This is a genomic window from Turicibacter sp. GALT-G1, from assembly GCF_025594995.1.
In the GTDB taxonomy this organism is placed as follows: Bacteria; Bacillota_I; Bacilli_A; order MOL361; family Turicibacteraceae; genus Turicibacter; species Turicibacter bilis.
This window is the reverse complement of the sequence record NZ_JAMQUS010000071.1, coordinates 1-16,406: the sequence shown is the minus strand read 5'-3', so window position 1 is coordinate 16,406 and position 16,406 is coordinate 1. Positions and strand designations below refer to the sequence as shown.

General features: G+C 33.3%; 15 protein-coding genes. 13 read left to right on the top strand and 2 right to left on the bottom strand.

The features are described 5' to 3' along the window. Positions 1–315 precede the first annotated feature (315 nt). The gene (locus tag NEH74_RS11785) at positions 316–846 is read right to left on the bottom strand and encodes a hypothetical protein (protein WP_156343896.1); all 531 of its coding nucleotides are present in this window, start codon (positions 844–846) and stop codon (positions 316–318) included. 171 nt (positions 847–1,017) lie between these two features. Between NEH74_RS11785 and NEH74_RS11780 the strand changes: the two genes are divergently transcribed. Further along, positions 1,018–2,169, top strand: coding sequence for an alkaline phosphatase family protein (locus tag NEH74_RS11780; RefSeq protein WP_212724509.1), 1,152 nt, complete (start codon positions 1,018–1,020; stop codon positions 2,167–2,169). Between the two features lie 419 nt (positions 2,170–2,588). Then, positions 2,589–3,413 (top strand): sporulation peptidase YabG, encoded by an 825-nt coding sequence (locus tag NEH74_RS11775; RefSeq protein ID WP_055305950.1) that lies wholly within the window; start codon positions 2,589–2,591, stop codon positions 3,411–3,413. A gap of 3 nt (positions 3,414–3,416) precedes the next feature. On the opposite strand, the gene NEH74_RS11770 is transcribed toward NEH74_RS11775, so the two are convergent. Next, the gene (locus NEH74_RS11770) at positions 3,417–4,721 is read right to left on the bottom strand and encodes an SLC13 family permease (RefSeq protein ID WP_055305949.1); all 1,305 of its coding nucleotides are present in this window, start codon (positions 4,719–4,721) and stop codon (positions 3,417–3,419) included. 228 nt (positions 4,722–4,949) lie between these two features. Between NEH74_RS11770 and NEH74_RS11765 the strand changes: the two genes are divergently transcribed. The 11 genes from NEH74_RS11765 to NEH74_RS11720 all read left to right on the top strand — a co-directional run bounded on the left by NEH74_RS11765 (position 4,950) and on the right by NEH74_RS11720 (position 16,358). Next, the gene (locus NEH74_RS11765; RefSeq protein ID WP_055242162.1) at positions 4,950–5,669 is read left to right on the top strand and encodes a gamma-glutamyl-gamma-aminobutyrate hydrolase family protein; all 720 of its coding nucleotides are present in this window, start codon (positions 4,950–4,952) and stop codon (positions 5,667–5,669) included. A 162-nt stretch (positions 5,670–5,831) separates the two neighbouring features. Continuing rightward, positions 5,832–6,245, top strand: coding sequence for a Fur family transcriptional regulator (locus NEH74_RS11760; protein ID WP_055305948.1), 414 nt, complete (start codon positions 5,832–5,834; stop codon positions 6,243–6,245). Positions 6,246–6,271: 26 nt separating this feature from the next. Further along, a complete protein-coding gene (locus NEH74_RS11755; RefSeq protein WP_055305947.1) occupies positions 6,272–8,425 on the top strand; it encodes a YhgE/Pip domain-containing protein in 2,154 nt (717 codons plus the stop codon). A 113-nt stretch (positions 8,426–8,538) separates the two neighbouring features. After that, entirely contained in the window at positions 8,539–10,440 is a 1,902-nt protein-coding gene (gene htpG / locus NEH74_RS11750; RefSeq protein WP_055242279.1) for a molecular chaperone HtpG, read from the top strand. A 261-nt stretch (positions 10,441–10,701) separates the two neighbouring features. Next, on the top strand, positions 10,702–11,817 hold the full coding sequence (locus NEH74_RS11745) for an alpha/beta hydrolase (RefSeq protein ID WP_055242168.1): 1,116 nt from the start codon (positions 10,702–10,704) through the stop codon (positions 11,815–11,817). A 243-nt stretch (positions 11,818–12,060) separates the two neighbouring features. Beyond that, on the top strand, positions 12,061–12,813 hold the full coding sequence (locus NEH74_RS11740; RefSeq protein ID WP_055275337.1) for a hypothetical protein: 753 nt from the start codon (positions 12,061–12,063) through the stop codon (positions 12,811–12,813). A 15-nt stretch (positions 12,814–12,828) separates the two neighbouring features. Next, complete coding sequence (locus NEH74_RS11735; RefSeq protein WP_055242172.1) at positions 12,829–13,716, top strand: S66 peptidase family protein; 888 nt, start codon at positions 12,829–12,831, stop codon at positions 13,714–13,716. Continuing rightward, positions 13,706–13,882 (top strand): hypothetical protein, encoded by a 177-nt coding sequence (locus NEH74_RS11730; RefSeq protein ID WP_156343898.1) that lies wholly within the window; start codon positions 13,706–13,708, stop codon positions 13,880–13,882. Before NEH74_RS11735 ends, NEH74_RS11730 begins: the two co-directional genes overlap by 11 nt. Positions 13,883–14,033: 151 nt before the next feature. Then, entirely contained in the window at positions 14,034–14,447 is a 414-nt protein-coding gene (locus NEH74_RS11725) for a TM2 domain-containing protein (RefSeq protein ID WP_055275339.1), read from the top strand. A 3-nt stretch (positions 14,448–14,450) separates the two neighbouring features. Beyond that, positions 14,451–14,810 (top strand): DUF2752 domain-containing protein, encoded by a 360-nt coding sequence (locus tag NEH74_RS13730; protein ID WP_082411192.1) that lies wholly within the window; start codon positions 14,451–14,453, stop codon positions 14,808–14,810. Positions 14,811–15,395: 585 nt separating this feature from the next. Further along, a complete protein-coding gene (locus NEH74_RS11720) occupies positions 15,396–16,358 on the top strand; it encodes a biotin--[acetyl-CoA-carboxylase] ligase (RefSeq protein WP_055305895.1) in 963 nt (320 codons plus the stop codon). Positions 16,359–16,406: the final 48 nt, after the last annotated feature.

Here is a 16,406-nt window from a genome sequence, read left to right as displayed (position 1 = left end):
ACCAAATATTATAGAACCATGATTTACTGTAAATCTATTATTGATATATAAGTTCAGATCAGTTTTTCATATTGTAAAAACTAAAGCCCTAGCAGTAGAGGAATAGATTTCTTTCAGAAATCGCTAGGTGACCCAAGGACTATATGACGTCTTAGTATGAAAGCTAATGTTTAACTAAAGCTGCTATAAAATAGTAACATACATTTCTGCTTTTATATAAGTTAATAAAAAATTACATATCGATCATATTGATGATCTAAAAAGTAAAGAAAAAAGACCAGTCTATGAAGACTAGTCTTTATAATCTCCCTCACTTTAAATTAAGCTTTGCCCCATCATTTGGTCTAAAAGAGATTGACTCATCAATGGTGCTTGATTAGTTAAAGTACTTTGAGGGGTAACTGCTGGTTGTCCCACCATTTGTTGCATATAAGCTGTTTGATTCATCATTGCAGGCTGTGTTGTAACAGGTGCTTGCGTTGCCATTTGAGCCATTGCTTGAGTTGGTTGAGCATAAAGCGTTGGCTGGTTAATAACGGTTGGACCTGCTAAGTATTCATCATAACGATATGATTCAACACTTTCTTGTCGATTTACGACATAATTGTGTTGGTTATGGTGATGGTGGACATTACGAACCACAACTGGAATGACATGATCGACACGGTGATAATGATGTTGCTGAGGAACACAAGTAACAGTTGGCTCAACGACTTGGCAACAAGTTTCATATTGACCCATTGGTGGCATAGTTGGCATCGGTACACTTCCCATAGGTGCACCACCCATCACAGGTGCACCTCCTACAATTGGAGCACTACCTGGACATCTCATATTTTGTTTCATAATTTGCTACATCCTTTCACTTTGTAATTCAGTTACAGTATAGTATATTATTTTTTCCTAAAAAGGCATTGACTCTTGCCCAAATGTTTCATTTACAAAATAATATTCGTGAAAGTAGATTATGGATTGAAAAATGTTTTATAATATAAGGGAAATAAATGAGGTGACAAGATGAAAAATATTATCTATCCAAACTATAATTGTTGTATTTTAAATACAATTGCAACTGTAATGAAGTATTATGGACTTCCATGTGAATATAAGGTATTACCTGAGCTTGAAGCAGCTCTTGCTAAGAAATATAAAACGATTGTTTTAATGGTGTTTGATGGAATGGGCATTGACGCCTTAGAGAAAAACTTAAAACCAACTGATTTTTTAAATCAACACATTAAATCTGAACTAACATCAGTCGTTCCATCGACAACAACAGCGGCGATGACTGCATATTATGCTGGAAAATCTCCACTTGAACATGGTTGGTTAGGATGGTCTTTATATTTTAAAGAATATGGACGCTATATCGATACTTTTATCAATACTGATAGTCATACTGGAGAAAAATTAGAACTTCCTCATGCCGGGCATGAATTAATGCCATATGCTCATATTCTTGATCAAATTGAACAGGTAACCCATCATCAGACAAAGGCTTATATGGTAGAACCGGCCTATATTGATTACAAAGGTAAAAATCAAAAAATTGGTGTTGAAGATGCTAAAGGATTTTTTGAAGAGGTAGAAAAGCTTTGTCAAACAAATGAAGAGAAGTTCATCTTTGCTTATTGGACGGATCCAGATAAAACGATGCATGGAACTGGATGTTACTCAGAAGAAACAAAACAAAAATTACAAGAAATCAATGATTTATTAGCGTCGTTATCAAAGACGCTAGAAGATACCTTAATTATTGTTTCTGCTGATCACGGTTTAATTGATGTAGAGAATAAAACGTATTTAAATGAGTATCCTCAATTAACCGATTGTTTTTTAATGCCACCATTCATTGAAGGACGTTTAATGTCATTCTTCATTCGCGAAGATTTACGTGATACGTTTAAGCAACGCTTTAATGAGTTATTTAGTGATGATTTCATCTTACTAACACGACAGGAAGCATTACAGAAGCAATTATTTGGTCCTGGAGAACCTCATAAAAAAACATTAGATTTTATTGGTGATTATATTGCTTGTGCAACCGGGCGTAAATTATTTGATTACATGCCGCTGACTAAAACGAAGAAATTTGAATTTACAGCGACTCATGCGGGTTTAACACGTGAAGAAATGTTAGTCCCATTAATCCTAGTTGAATCAAAATAAAATGAAAAGAACCTAGTCCAGAAGAACGATTTCTGTCTCTAGGTTCTTTTTTTAGTCTTTCACAATGGGGGCATTGTCCGTAATTTATTCCCCGTCAAATGATTGTAAATCAGCGAAGCATCGAAGTAATATTGATTTTTAATCACCATATTTTTCGTCAATAATCCCGATGTATGATGCATTTAAGTAAAAACAAACAGCTTTTAAAACGATATTATTTTGATAGGATTTAAATGGTGAATAGACATTTAACTTATTGATTTCTTCTAACCCTCATAGGTATATGGTGCTTCAATCTTAGTAAAGAAATTGGATAAGCTGGGGATGATAGTTTAGAAAAAGAAAAGAAGATTGCCTTTACATGTTTATACTCACCGACATATGATGCAGTATAGCATAATAAAGAGGTGTAGTATTCTATGCAAGTAGGTGACATCATTGTTAGAAAATCTTATCAGAAAGACATGAAATTTACAATTGTTAAAATTATCAATCATCAGGCTATCTTGAACGGTTTAAATTATCGCTTAATTGCAGATGCAGATCTGGATGATTTAGAATGTGTTGAATCAAGGTTATTGATTTCAAATAAATGGTCTAAACTAAAAAATAAAGATTCAAAATTAATTGATTCACCACCTAAGCTATTAAAGCAATACCCTCATTATCAAACCATCTCGAATCATCAAAATATGAAGTTTGGTCGAATTCTGCATTTAGATGGAAATATGTTATATTTTAAAAAATGTTGTTCATTGTATAAGAAGTTAAACTTAACAGTTGATGCTTACTGTATCAAAGAATGCCATCAACCGCTGTTTATTTCAGAATTACTTAGCTTGCATCATCCAGATATCTTAATCCTCACAGGTCATGATTCAATGACAAAAGAGAAGCGTTACTCTATGACACCGTCTGATTATAAAAATTCCCGATTTTTTGTTGAATCGATTAAGGCGGCACGGAAGGTCTATAAAGATTATGATGATCTTATTATATTTGCTGGAGGGTGTCAATCGAATTACGAAGCTCTGATGAATGCAGGAGCAAACTTTGCAAGTGCTCCTAAACGATCACTGATTAATATTTATGACCCAGTTTATGTCGCCTCTATCCTTTCTACTTCTTCAATCTCAACCGTTATTGATTTGAATGTCCTACTAGAAAGTGGTTTGTTCACAGATACAGATATTGGTGGTTTAGAAACGAGAGGGAAAAGTCGAATCATTAAACCTGGATATTAGTCATCAAATCGTAATCGCAATATAAATTACTATATAAAGGGCAGAGAATAAGACCATAAAAAGAGCGAATGGAATCGAGAAGACAAGATAATTTTTTAAGACAAAGATTTCTTCAAGCTCTTTTTTCTCGTAGGGTAACATTCTAATATGTTTAATAAATCGTTTAGTTTGGCTCAGTAACACGGGTCCACCGGTAGCCGACCAAGGGAGCATACTACTGCCTGATAAAATACCAAGTGCTAAAGCAGCATAAATTAAGTGAAAAGGAACGAGCGAAGATAAAGATGTACAAATGGGTAATAAAGTGGCTGCAGCAGGTCCAGCTGATAAAAATGTGGCAATTAGAAAGGATAATCCTAAAATAGAGAGACACATTAAATAAGGATTTTGTTGTGTAGCTGCTAAAATATATTCGGCGATAGAAGATAGAATTCCACATTGTTCTAAAACACCACCAATTAAAAATAAAGCGATTAAGAAAGCAATCGAGTCCAGTAGTGGCAAGTCGTTAAGAAGATCCATAGATTCTTTATGATTTGAAAGTAAGGCTAATCCCCCAAAGAATAAAGAAACGTAGGCAATCGAGACATTAAAAAAGGGACCCACACATAAACCAATAATATAACCAACGAATAGGATTAATGGAATACGTAATTCTTTCCATTTAATAGGTTCTTTCTTAATGACCGGCGATTCACGCCAGTGCTTTGAAAAAAAACGATACCAAATATATGTATAACCGCAAAGGAAAACAATAAATAAGAAACAAGGGAATAACATTTTATTTAAGAAATCAAAAAGTGAGAAATCAGTGTATAGAGTCAGAATCACAGCAGGGGTGTCAGCCCATGGAAGGGCTGCTCCTCCAATATTAGAAGAAACAACTAAACTAACTAAGATAGGAGTAATCGGGATATGATATTGATTAGCTAAATAGATGGTAGTATAGGTAAAGAGTAGAACGACACTTAGATTATTCATAAATAAGGAACTAAAGAAAATAAGGAAGGGCAGAACGAGAATAATAAAAGTTTGACTTCCTTTCGAGAGCTCGACAAATTTATAGCTGATCCGATTCATGACACCGCAACGTTCAAATATATCCGTAAAAAGTGAAAGAACGATCAGAAGAATGATAATCTCAGAAGGAAATGAGGTAAAAGCTTTTGCAACATCAAAGGAAGATGTTAGTGTTCCTATGAGTAATAATGTTCCAGCACCTAACAGTGCAGTAGCTGTTCTTTTTTTGGTGTTAAGAATCATGCCAATATAAATAAAAATCGTCATGATGATAAGAATAATGTTCATTGCTACACCTCTTTTTTAATAGACTTTCTGTATATCATATTGAAAGAAGGATAAATCTGTGTTATTGAATCAGGATAAAATTCCTCGTTTTTTACTTTTAGACATTTTTTGAATCTCCATTTGAGAAGTTTCTTATTTTTGCATAATATAGACTGTATACAGGGTGTTATTTTATGAAAAGGGTAATATATTAAAAAATAGTAGGTAGAAAAAGGAGTGAGAAATAAAATGAAAAATTCACCAATCATTGGATTAGCTCCATTATGGGATGATGGAAAGCAGTGCGTTTGGATGGAGCAAGATTATCTTGAGGCTATTACCTTAGCAGGAGGTATGCCTATCATTCTACCTCTTGTACAAAATGAAGCTATGATTGAAGAGATTGCTTCAAAAATTGATGGATTGTTTTTAACAGGAGGACACGATATCAATCCGAACATTTATCATGAAAAAGCTACTGATTTATGTGGGAAAATGTGTGATTCTAGGGATAGATTTGAGTTGAAATTAGTAGAAAAAATAATAGAGCAAAATAAACCTATTTTTGGGGTTTGTCGAGGACTACAACTCTTAAATGTTTTCTTTAAGGGGACACTTTTTCAAGACATCCCAACACAATATAAAAAAGATCGCAACTTCTCACATCGACAACAAATCCCGTATGATCAACCGGTTCATGAAGTTTTTTTTGTCGAAGGTGGCTTGTTAGCTCAGTGGTTAAATGTGAATACTTTACAGGTGAATAGCAGACACCATCAGGGCATTAAAAAGTTAGGTGAAGGACTAATGGTTGAAGCTCTTTCAAGCGATGGCTTAATAGAAGCGATTCATCATTCTAATTACCCCTTTTTAGTGGCTGTTCAATGGCATCCTGAATCGAGATGTAAAACAAATGAACAAGAAAGAATGCTCTTTGAACAGTTTGTGAATAGTTGTAAAAGAACATAAATTAAAGTCTGCACATGTATGAAATTTGAAGGGAAAGGTATCCTAAAAAAAGACACCTTTCTCTTTTTTTGTTGGTCCATTAGATAAAATTTATTGACAGTTTCTGCAAAGAGGAGTAGAATTTGAAACTGAGTTTCAAATTTATGAGAATGAGGTGTGAATATGACCGAGTCAAAAGGCTATAAGACGAGGCAACGGAGCTTAATTTTAAGCTATCTAGCTTCAAATCGGGATCGACATATTACTGCAGAAGAGATTATTAGCCATTTTCGTTCTAAAGGAACAAAGATAGGCAAATCAACGGTGTATCGATATCTTAATTTATTATTAGAAAAAGGGATTATTCGAAAGTATTTACGTGGTGATGGACCAACAGCATGTTATTGTTATGTGGACGAACAATCAACCGAGGCATTCGTCTGTCATGTAAAGTGTGAACGCTGTGGTAAAGTTGAAAATATTTCGTGTGAAGAAATAAAAAAAATCAGTGCAATCTTCGAGCAAAAATCTGCCTTTAAATTAGATTTAAGTCATACGATCTTTTATGGACAATGCAGGGATTGTAAAATAGAATGAGTTAGTTAAGAAGGAAGAGATTTAAAATGATAAAAAATGTTTGGACGATTTATAAAGAGGACCTTAAGCGTATTTTTACAAATTATGCCGCTCTTATCGTTATTTTAGCCTTATGTATATTACCGTCACTTTATGCGTGGTTTAATATTAAAGCATCGTGGGATCCTTATGGTCAGGAAGCAACGAGCCAAATTAAAATTGGTGTGATTAATAATGACAAGGGAACTGAGTTCAATGGAAAACTCATTAATATTGGAGATCAAGTGGTTGATCAATTAAAAGAAAATGATTTAATGGGATGGCAATTTGTTGACGAAGCAGAAGGAGAGAAGGCATTAGAAGAGGGAACATTCTATGCAACGATTACGATTCCTGATAATTTTTCACAAAATATTATATCTTTAGTGACAAGTGATGTAAAAAAAGGACAAATGATTTATCGAGTGAATGAAAAAATTAATGCCATTGCTCCTAAGTTAACTAGTAAAGGGGCCACTGGTGTTCAAGAGAATATCAATCAAACAATTGTTGAAACTGTCAGTGGTATTTTATTTGAAGCGGGAAAAGGATTAGGGTTGGAAATTCAAGAAACCGTATTACCTCAGTTATCGCATGTTTATGATCAATTAGAAGAATTAATTTCAAAATTTGGCGATATGAATAGTTTAGTGCAAACAGCTCATAATGGTGGAATTCAATTAAAAGACTTAATTGCCTCAATTCAGACCGATTTACCATTGATTGAAACGACCATTACTTCTGCAAAGACAACGATTACTTCTTTAGAAAGTTTCATGGATACTTCAAAATCAGCGCTAAGTGATTTCATGCCGACCTTAAAAAATGATCTGTTATTAATTCAGACGATTGCTGATGAACTAAATACTTATGTGAGTCAAATAGAAGAGGCCATTCTAAGTGGGTCAGACAAAGCTCCTGAATTGATTGAGAACTTAATCACAAAAGTAGAGAGCACTCAAAGTTTAGTCCAATCATTTGTTAAAGTATTAGAGAGTTTTAATAAATTCCCAGCCGGTAGATTTGATGAATTAATTTCACAGTTACAGGGTGTGAATGGAGAATTAGATAAAGCTAAAGACTTTTTACAACAATTACATGATACTACTGTTAATGGTGGAGAACCTAATTTAACGGTTTTAAATAACATCAAAACTTTATTAAGTAGTGTTTCAAGTACAGCTAGTGCCATTTATAATCGTTTTGATAGTGCTATTGTGCCATCTTTAAATAATGTCATTGATCAGGCTTATAGTACGGCAACTAATGTCTTACAAGTTTTAAAAGAGGCTGAAGCAAAATTACCAGATGTTGCTTCCTTATTAAATACAGCGTATGAAGGAGCAGATAAAGGAATTGACGCCATTGAATATATCAACTCAAAATTACCTGAAGCAGAGAATAAAGTAAGAGAAGTGACTGCAAAACTTGGTGATATTAATGAAAGCCAAAGTTTACAAGAGGTGTTAACGTTACTTCAAGAAGCAGTGACGGAACGTCAAAACTTTATGTCATCTCCCGTCGATTTAGTTGAGGAAACCATCTTCCCAATGCATAACTACGGTACTGCGATGACACCATTTTATAGTGTACTCGCTCAGTGGGTCGGAATGACGTTATTAATTTCAATGTTATCGGTTCATGCAAAAGGCGAATATCGTCCAAGTGAAGAATATTTTGGAAAGTTCTTGTTGTTTGCAACAATTGCACTTGTTCAAGGTCTTATTATTGCATTAGGTGATTTATATCTTTTAAATATCTACTGTGTCAATCCAGGTTTATTTATTGTTGGAATTTTATTCACGAGTATCACATTTACTTTTATCGTTTATTCACTCGTTTCAGTATTTGGTAACGTTGGAAAGGTTGTCTCAATTATTCTATTAGTCTTACAAGTGGCAGGTTCAGGAGGAACTTTCCCAATTCAATTAACACCTAAGTTCTTCCAAATTATTAATCCATTTTTGCCTTTTACATATGCGATTTCTTTTGCACGTGAATCGATTGGTGGAGTCGTGGAAAATGTTTTAGCAAAAGATATTATCATTATGTGTATCTATAGTGTGGGGGCAGTTCTTATTTCATTATTTTTAAAGAAACCAATTAATAAGTTATTACATGGATTTGCTGAGAAATTTGAAGAAAGTGGGTTAGGGGAATAATCGCATGAAAATCATGCGATTTTTTCTTGGAATTTACTGTGATAGCGGATTAAAATGTTGACACCAAATTTAGGGTATGATATATATTTGATATGGGTATTAGCACTCTAATGATGAGAGTGATAAAAAAGAACAGAGGAGCGATTAAATTGAAACAATTTAAAGCAGAGTCAAAACGATTATTAGATTTAATGATTAATTCAATTTACACACATCGTGAAATTTTCTTACGTGAGTTAATTTCGAATGCAAGTGATGCGATTGATAAACTATATTATAAAGCCTTAACAGATTCAGATTTAAGCTTCAATGCAGATGATTACTTTATTAAAATTTCTATTGATGAAGAAAAGCGTCAGATTACGATTTCTGATACAGGAATCGGTATGACAGAAGCGGAGTTGGATGAACATTTAGGGGTTATCGCTAAAAGTGGTTCATTACAATTTAAAAAAGATACAGAGTTAGAAGATGGTCATGATATTATTGGACAATTTGGGGTTGGATTTTATTCAGCTTTCTTAGTGGCTGATAAAGTGACTGTCATTTCAAAAGCTTTAGGAGCAGAAACAGCTTATAAGTGGGAATCATGTGGAGCCGATGGATATACGATTGAGCCATGTGAAAAAGCAACGGTTGGAACAGATATCATTTTAACAGTAAAAGAAAATACAGAAGATGAAAACTTTGATGAGTATTTAGATGTCTATAAATTAAAATCAATTATCAAAAAATATTCAGACTTCATTCGTTATCCAATTAAAATGGATTTAACACGCTCACAACTAAAAGAAGGTAGTGAAAGTGAATATGAAGAAGTCACAGAAGAACAAACAGTTAATAGCATGGTTCCAATTTGGAAGAAAAATAAACGCGAATTAACTGATGAAGATTATGAAAACTTCTATAATGAAAAACACTTTGGATTTGATCAACCATTAGCACATATTCATTTAAGTGTAGATGGAACAGTAAGCTATAATGCTATTCTTTATATTCCAGAGAAGATGCCATACGATTTCTATACAACAGAGTATGAAAAAGGATTAGAACTTTATTCAAGTGGTGTCTTAATCATGAATAAATGTGCCGACCTATTACCAGATTACTTTAGTTTCGTCAAAGGAATTGTCGATTCAGAAGATTTATCGTTAAATATTTCTCGTGAAATTTTACAGCATGACCGTCAATTAAAATTAATTGCAAAGAACATTAAAACGAAAATTAAAAATGAATTAGAAAAAATGATTAAAAATGATCGTGAAAAGTATGAAACATTCTATCAATCATTTGGACGTCAATTAAAATATGGTGTTTATTCAGACTTTGGAGCAAACAAAGACGTGCTACAAGATTTATTAATGTTTGCTTCATCTCATGAAGATAAATTAGTGACATTAGAGGAATACGTGTCTCGTATGAAAGAAGATCAAACGCATATTTATTATGCCGTAGGAGATTCAATCGATCGTATTAAAAAGTTACCACAATCAGAGGCTGTGTTAGATAAAGGATATGAGATTTTATACTTCACAGAAGATATTGATGAATTTGCGATTAAAATGTTAATGTCATACCAAGACAAAGAATTTAAATCAGTTTCTAGTGCGGATTTAGGATTAGATACAGATGCAAAAGAAGAGGAAGCAACAAAAGAGTTTGCAACGTTATTTGAAAATATGACGTCAGTATTAAGCGGAAAAGTTAAAGCTGTTCGTGCAAGCCGCCGTTTAAAATCTCATCCTGTTTGTTTAGCCAATGAAGGGGATTTATCAATTGAAATGGAAAAGGTATTAAACTCGATGCCAAATGGTCAGCAAGTAAAAGCTGATAAAGTATTAGAAGTTAATGTTAACCACGATGTGTTTAAATCATTACAAGCTGCATATGAACAGGACCAAGAGAAGTTTGATTTATTTACAGATGTCTTATATAATCAAGCACGCCTAATCGAAGGGTTAGATATTGAAGATCCAGTGGCATTTACAAATAATGTTTGTCGATTAATGAAATAAAAAAATAGGTGACTATCAATGATAGTCGCCTTTTTTGATAGGATAAAAAAGATGTTTAATAAATAGGAATGGAACTTTAATCAAAAGAATTAAATCCAGTGATATTAAGTTGTCTTTTGAATTGCTATTAAAAAATGTAGGGTAATGCGGGTTTAATATGCTTTGGTAGAGTAAAGACGAAACAAAGGAATTTTTAAAACTTTATTTTCATAGACTTACAATAACGATGATAAACTAGCAAAATTAAGTAGGGGGATAAAAATGATAAGGGTAATCCTTTACAGTGTTTTCACTTTATGTTTGATAGCTGTCGTTTATGTCATGATCTATCAGTTTCTATTTAGATATGATGAAAGTTGTTCAAAATTAAAAGTATTGAATTTAGAAAAAGCAATCGACGATTTTTATTTATCAGAAGAAGATTATATAGAAAATATGACTAAATATGTGTACCCCAAACTAGAGAAGTATAGAAAAAGTGAGAGCTTTATGAATGATGGACATACGATTGTGTATGAAAGTTATCTTCTCGAAGAACCTAAAGCGACGATTATTATGATACATGGAAATTGTGAGAAAAAAGAGAAGTATCAAGAAGCAATTTATTATTTTTTAAATATGAACTATCAAGTCTATATCTTTGATCAATATGGTCATGGAGAGTCAACCCGTAGTCCAAGTGATAGAAATTTAGTTGATGTAGATCATTATGCTGTTTATGTGAATGATTTGCGTTATTTAATCGAGGAGATTGTTATAAAAGAAGTGAAGATGACTCCAATCGTTTTATTCGGACATTCGATGGGCGGGTGTATTGCTGCTTTATTAGCAGAGCAGTATCCAACGCTAATCGATGGCTTGATTTTATCATCACCAATGTTTCAAGTGGATACAGCAGGAATTTGGGAAGGATTTGCTTATCCGTATATTAAGTTGAGTTGCCTATTAGGAAAGAAAACAGATTATCTAGTTGGAGAACCTTATCGTCAAGAATTAGAGCAGGAAATCAATTCAACTCACTTATTAACGAATAGTCAAAAGAGAGGAAGTTTTATGTATCAACAGCGATTTACAGGTGGCACTTCTCCAACTTTCGGTTCTTCTTGGCAATGGGTAAGAGCATCAATCGATGCGATTCATCAAGTACTTAAGAAAGAAAATATTACTTTGATAGACGCTCCAATCTTATTATTTCAAGCAGAAGAGGATAGCGCTGTACTGCCATATGGTCAATATTCTTTTGCAAATTCAGCTCATGAAATTGATTTTTATTTAATTGAGAATGCACAACACGAGTTGTATATAGAAAAGGATGAAATTATTCAATCTTATTTTAATCAAATGAAAGAGTTTATTGAAACTAAAATTTTAAAATAGCTTAATCAATCGAATGATTAAGCTATTTTTATATCGTCATAGATAAATGGGATAAGAAGTTGGAATGCTCTATGTATCATAAAGACGTGCTATATCTAAAGGAATATACAGGCAATCGTTTGGGGCACATTGTTAAAGTTGGTCAGATTGTTTATAATTATGTAATAAAGCGTTATTATGGAAAAAAATTTAGTTCATGTAAATAATGTTAAATTATGTAATTAGAAAGGGTGTTACCACATAATGAAAAAGCGGGTAAAGGAAAATATTATAATAGGAGCAGGATTAGTTACCTTATCATTGTTATTACATTTTGTTCATGTCCTTATCTTTAAAGATATTCATCATACGATGATTTTTTTAGTTGCTGATATTGCTTTTATTCCAATGGAAGTTTTCTTTACTAGTATGATTTTAGAGCGTATGTTGGAAAGACGTGAAAAAGAACATGATAAAGAGAAACTAAATATGCTTGTTGGTGTATTTTATGCAGAAATTGGGACACAATTATTAGCATACTTCGTTGATCAAGATGATCGAGTTGCCATTTGTAAAAAATTACGTATTCAAGACCCATCGATTTGGAATGATGCCTATTTTAAACGTTTACAACAATTGAACTCATCTTATCACTATGAAGTTCAATTAGCCAAAATTGAATTAGGCGATTTAAAACATATGTTGCATGAAGGAAAGAATTTATTAATCACTTTAATGACAACAGAAAGTTTACATGATCATGAGACGTTTACTGAAATGTTAATGTTAATTATGCATTTAAAAGAAGAGTTAGATGTGAGAGATATTACTTCTTTATCTGAAGCTGAACGTCAGCATTTAGAGCAAGACATGTCGGCGTTATATCGCTATTTAACTTATGAGTGGTGTTATTATTTAGATTATTTAAGTAAACATTATCCAGGATTATTCAATACCGCTATTATGTTAAGTCCATTTAACAAAAAGCATCAACGTTGTAGTTTAGAAACTAACTAAGAAGGGGTGATAGGTGTGACCTTATTAAATCAGCATCAAGCCGTTGGGATTGTTGCTTTATCGAATGGCTTAAGTGAAAGTCAACGTCAAACAATTGAACAATTAGAAGTTGTATTAGCTAAACTAGGGTTAGAAATGAAGTGGCCAGCTTCTTTATTTAAAAAGCACAGCATTTATCATGCAACGGATCAAGAACGTGCAAAAATATTAATGGATTTTTATGAGGATAATCATATTCAAGCTATTTTTGATGTTTCTGGTGGTGATTTAGCCAATGGAGTATTACCTTATTTAGATTATGATATCATTCGTAGTCATCCAAAGTTGTTTTTTGGCTATAGTGATTTATCGGTTGTAGTCAATGCTATTTATGCTAAAACGAGTCACCCAACGTATCTGTATCAACTTCGAAATTTAGTTGGATCCATGGCAGAGATTCAGCAAGGAATGTTCCAAGAAACGTTGATGCAAGGAGGAAATACACTTTTTAATTTTCAACCCACATGGATTCAAGGGAAGAAAATGAAAGGTGAGGTTGTTGGTGGAAATATTCGCTGTTTCTTAAAATTAGCTGGAACTGAGTATCTACCATCTTTTGATGGAAAAATCTTATTACTTGAAAGTTATAGCGGCGATGTGGCGAAGATGGCCACTTATTTAAATCAATATAAACAACTTGGAGTTTTTGATCAAATTAATGGTTTGATTTTAGGCCACTTCACAGAAATGCAACAAAAAGGATATGAGCCCGATATTGTTTCATTAGTCCAAGAGATTGTCGGTAATCAAGATTTACCCATTGTGAAAACGGATGATATTGGACATGGCCCAGATTCAAAGTGTGTCATTATTGGTGAACTTTTGACACTAGGACGTGAGGAGGGGAATGGAAATGAAGGATAAACAAAAACAAAGTCATTGTGGGACTTGTGAGTACAATGTCAATAATTATTGTACGAGTCATCATGGCTACTATTTTCATGGAGAAGCCATTTCTGATGAAGAGGTTGAGTGTGAGGATTGGGTGAAGAATGTTCATGCTTACCCATTTTTGATTCAAGAAAAATAATCAAATAGAGACTTTAATGATATAGGTGAAACTTAACAATTGGATGAAGCCATAACTCCTGAAAAGGATTATGGTTTTTTTGTTGTCATTTTACAGAAAATAAAGACATAAAATTTTAGTGTTAGACTATTTATGGGGGAGGATGATTTTCGTGTATTGTCGTCATTGTGGGAAAGAATTGAATGAAAATGCTGATTATTGTACAAGTTGTGGAGTGTCAACGAACAAAGGGAATGCTTACTGTTCGTTTTGTGGAGCAGAGACGAATGAGGCAGCTGACGTTTGTGTAAAATGTGGAGCCAAGTTAAAAAAATTAAATGGAGAGCCTAAGTCAAAAATTGTAGCGGGACTATTAGGAGTGTTCTTAGGAGCATTTGGGATTCATCGTTTTTACTTAGGCTATACAACAATTGGAGTCGTTCAATTAATATTAAGTGTTCTACTTGGATTTTTTACATGTGGTGTGACAACTGCGATTGTTGGTCTATGGGGATTTATTGAAGGTATCTTAATTATTTGCGGAACAGTAATTACGACAGATAGCGATGGAAATTTACTACAGTAACCCATGATGAAATTTCGGTATTATCGACTCATATGTTATGTTGTAGGACTCATTGTTATTTATTTGATTCCATTAGGAGCTATTGAAAACCATCGATTATGTCTATGGTATCATTTATTTCAAGTCGATTGTTTTGGGTGTGGGTTTACCCGTTCCTTTTTTTGTTTCATGAACGGGGAGCTTTTGAAAGCTATTAGTTATAATAAAATGGTCCTATTCGTTCCATTGGGGTGGGCAATTGTGATTCAAGATAGTTGGATGATCATGACCAAATCAAATCGATTGAGTTTACTGGAACGAACCTTTATGCATGGAGCACGATGGTTATATCCTAATTTGAATCGCTTTAAAAAACTTAACTAAATCTACTTCAGATGCAATGTTATTAATAGAAACATCATCTATATCCTATGATTTAGCTAAGAAACCGATGGGTTCATGATACGTAGCTGGATTTTAATTATTTTGTCGATGAATCATTTCATCGACTTTTTTTATCGTGAATGATAAAAACATTCTTGGCGAATTTTGTTATTAAAATGAACTTATTAAGCTGGAGCATCGAGCTCTAATGGCTTATGTTTCATCAGTTCGTTCATCTATCAAGGAGAATTTACGTAAAAATCTTTAGAAATAAATGATTAGAAAAAGCCCCCTTTCGAGTCTCTATCGTGAAAATCAACTGTCCATTTGAGATGAATCGTTAAATGGACTGGATATCAGGAAGCGAAAAGTCATTGAATTCTTGTTATTCATTAATGATCCAATCCATCCTATTCATCCTTCATCTATAGCACGCTATAAAATGAATAGATGTTGAATGAAAAAATGTCAAACAGGTAGAATTTCTACTTGTTTTTTTATATCAAACGTTAACTTTGATTTTCGAAGTAGTTGACAATAAAAATATTGGGTGTTAAGATGTAAACTATTGGAAGGTGAAATATCATGGGATTAAAACAAGAGATATTGAAATTATTAGAGGAAAATCGTGAACAATATTTATCTGGACAAGAGATTGCGAATCGCCTCTCCTTTAGTCGAACAGCTGTCTGGAAGTCTATAAAGGCATTAAAAGAGGATGGATATGAGATTGATGCTATTTCAAATAAAGGATATCGATTAGATACGACGTGTGATTTATTATCAGCTGAAGGAATTCGATGTTATTTATCATCGGATTATCACAACGTACCTATAGAGGTGCATCAACAGATTGATTCAACGAATACGGAAGCAAAGAAACAAGCGATGAATGGAGCACCTCATGGGACTGTGATATTAGCCGAAGAGCAAACAGCTGGACGTGGACGTTTAGGAAGAACGTTTTATTCTCCTAAAGGAACAGGCATTTATATGAGTATGATTTTACGTCCCAATTTACATCTTAGTCAATCGATTCACGTCACGACTTCAGTTGCGGTGGCCATCTGCCAAGTGATTGAAAGGTTAACGAATCAAAAACCACAAATTAAATGGGTCAATGATATTTATTTAAATCAACAGAAAATTTGTGGGATTTTAACAGAAGCAGTGACAGATTTTGAAAGTGGGAATGTAGAATATCTGATTTTAGGGATTGGTTTGAATGTTCATACTAAACACTTTCCAGTTGAGCTACAAGCGATTGCAGGCTCTTTGAATCCAGAGGTAGTCACTCGCAATCAAATATGTGCTCATTTGTTAAATGAAATTTTTCCACTTTGTGAGGATTTCAGTCATCCGTTCTTACTTGATGAGTATAAATCAAGATCTAATGTATTAGGGAAGTGGATCACATTCATACAAAATCAACAGAGGTATGAAGCTTTAGCAGAAGATATTGATGGTCAAGGAGGACTAAAAGTTCGATTGAAAAGTGGAGAGCAGATGACCTTGAATTCAGGTGAAGTTTCAATTCGATGGAGATAAATTTAATAATTGAAAAATTAGAAAGTTCTTTAACTATTTTGTTTATAA

Bases quoted from the DNA above. Each gene is read 5' to 3' on its own strand.
- NEH74_RS11775 (WP_055305950.1), top strand. From the start codon at position 2,589: ATGCAAGTAGGTGACATCATTGTTAGAAAATCTTATCAGAAAGACATG.
- htpG (WP_055242279.1), top strand. From the start codon at position 8,539: ATGAGAGTGATAAAAAAGAACAGAGGAGCGATTAAATTGAAACAATTT.
- NEH74_RS11730 (WP_156343898.1), top strand. From the start codon at position 13,706: ATGAAGGATAAACAAAAACAAAGTCATTGTGGGACTTGTGAGTACAAT.
- NEH74_RS11740 (WP_055275337.1), top strand. From the start codon at position 12,061: ATGAAAAAGCGGGTAAAGGAAAATATTATAATAGGAGCAGGATTAGTT.
- NEH74_RS11765 (WP_055242162.1), top strand. From the start codon at position 4,950: ATGAAAAATTCACCAATCATTGGATTAGCTCCATTATGGGATGATGGA.
- NEH74_RS11780 (WP_212724509.1), top strand. From the start codon at position 1,018: ATGAAAAATATTATCTATCCAAACTATAATTGTTGTATTTTAAATACA.
- NEH74_RS11755 (WP_055305947.1), top strand. From the start codon at position 6,272: ATGATAAAAAATGTTTGGACGATTTATAAAGAGGACCTTAAGCGTATT.
- NEH74_RS11760 (WP_055305948.1), top strand. From the start codon at position 5,832: ATGACCGAGTCAAAAGGCTATAAGACGAGGCAACGGAGCTTAATTTTA.
- NEH74_RS13730 (WP_082411192.1), top strand. From the start codon at position 14,451: ATGATGAAATTTCGGTATTATCGACTCATATGTTATGTTGTAGGACTC.
- NEH74_RS11745 (WP_055242168.1), top strand. From the start codon at position 10,702: ATGATAAGGGTAATCCTTTACAGTGTTTTCACTTTATGTTTGATAGCT.
- NEH74_RS11785 (WP_156343896.1), bottom strand. From the start codon at position 846: ATGAAACAAAATATGAGATGTCCAGGTAGTGCTCCAATTGTAGGAGGT.
- NEH74_RS11720 (WP_055305895.1), top strand. From the start codon at position 15,396: ATGGGATTAAAACAAGAGATATTGAAATTATTAGAGGAAAATCGTGAA.
- NEH74_RS11770 (WP_055305949.1), bottom strand. From the start codon at position 4,721: ATGAACATTATTCTTATCATCATGACGATTTTTATTTATATTGGCATG.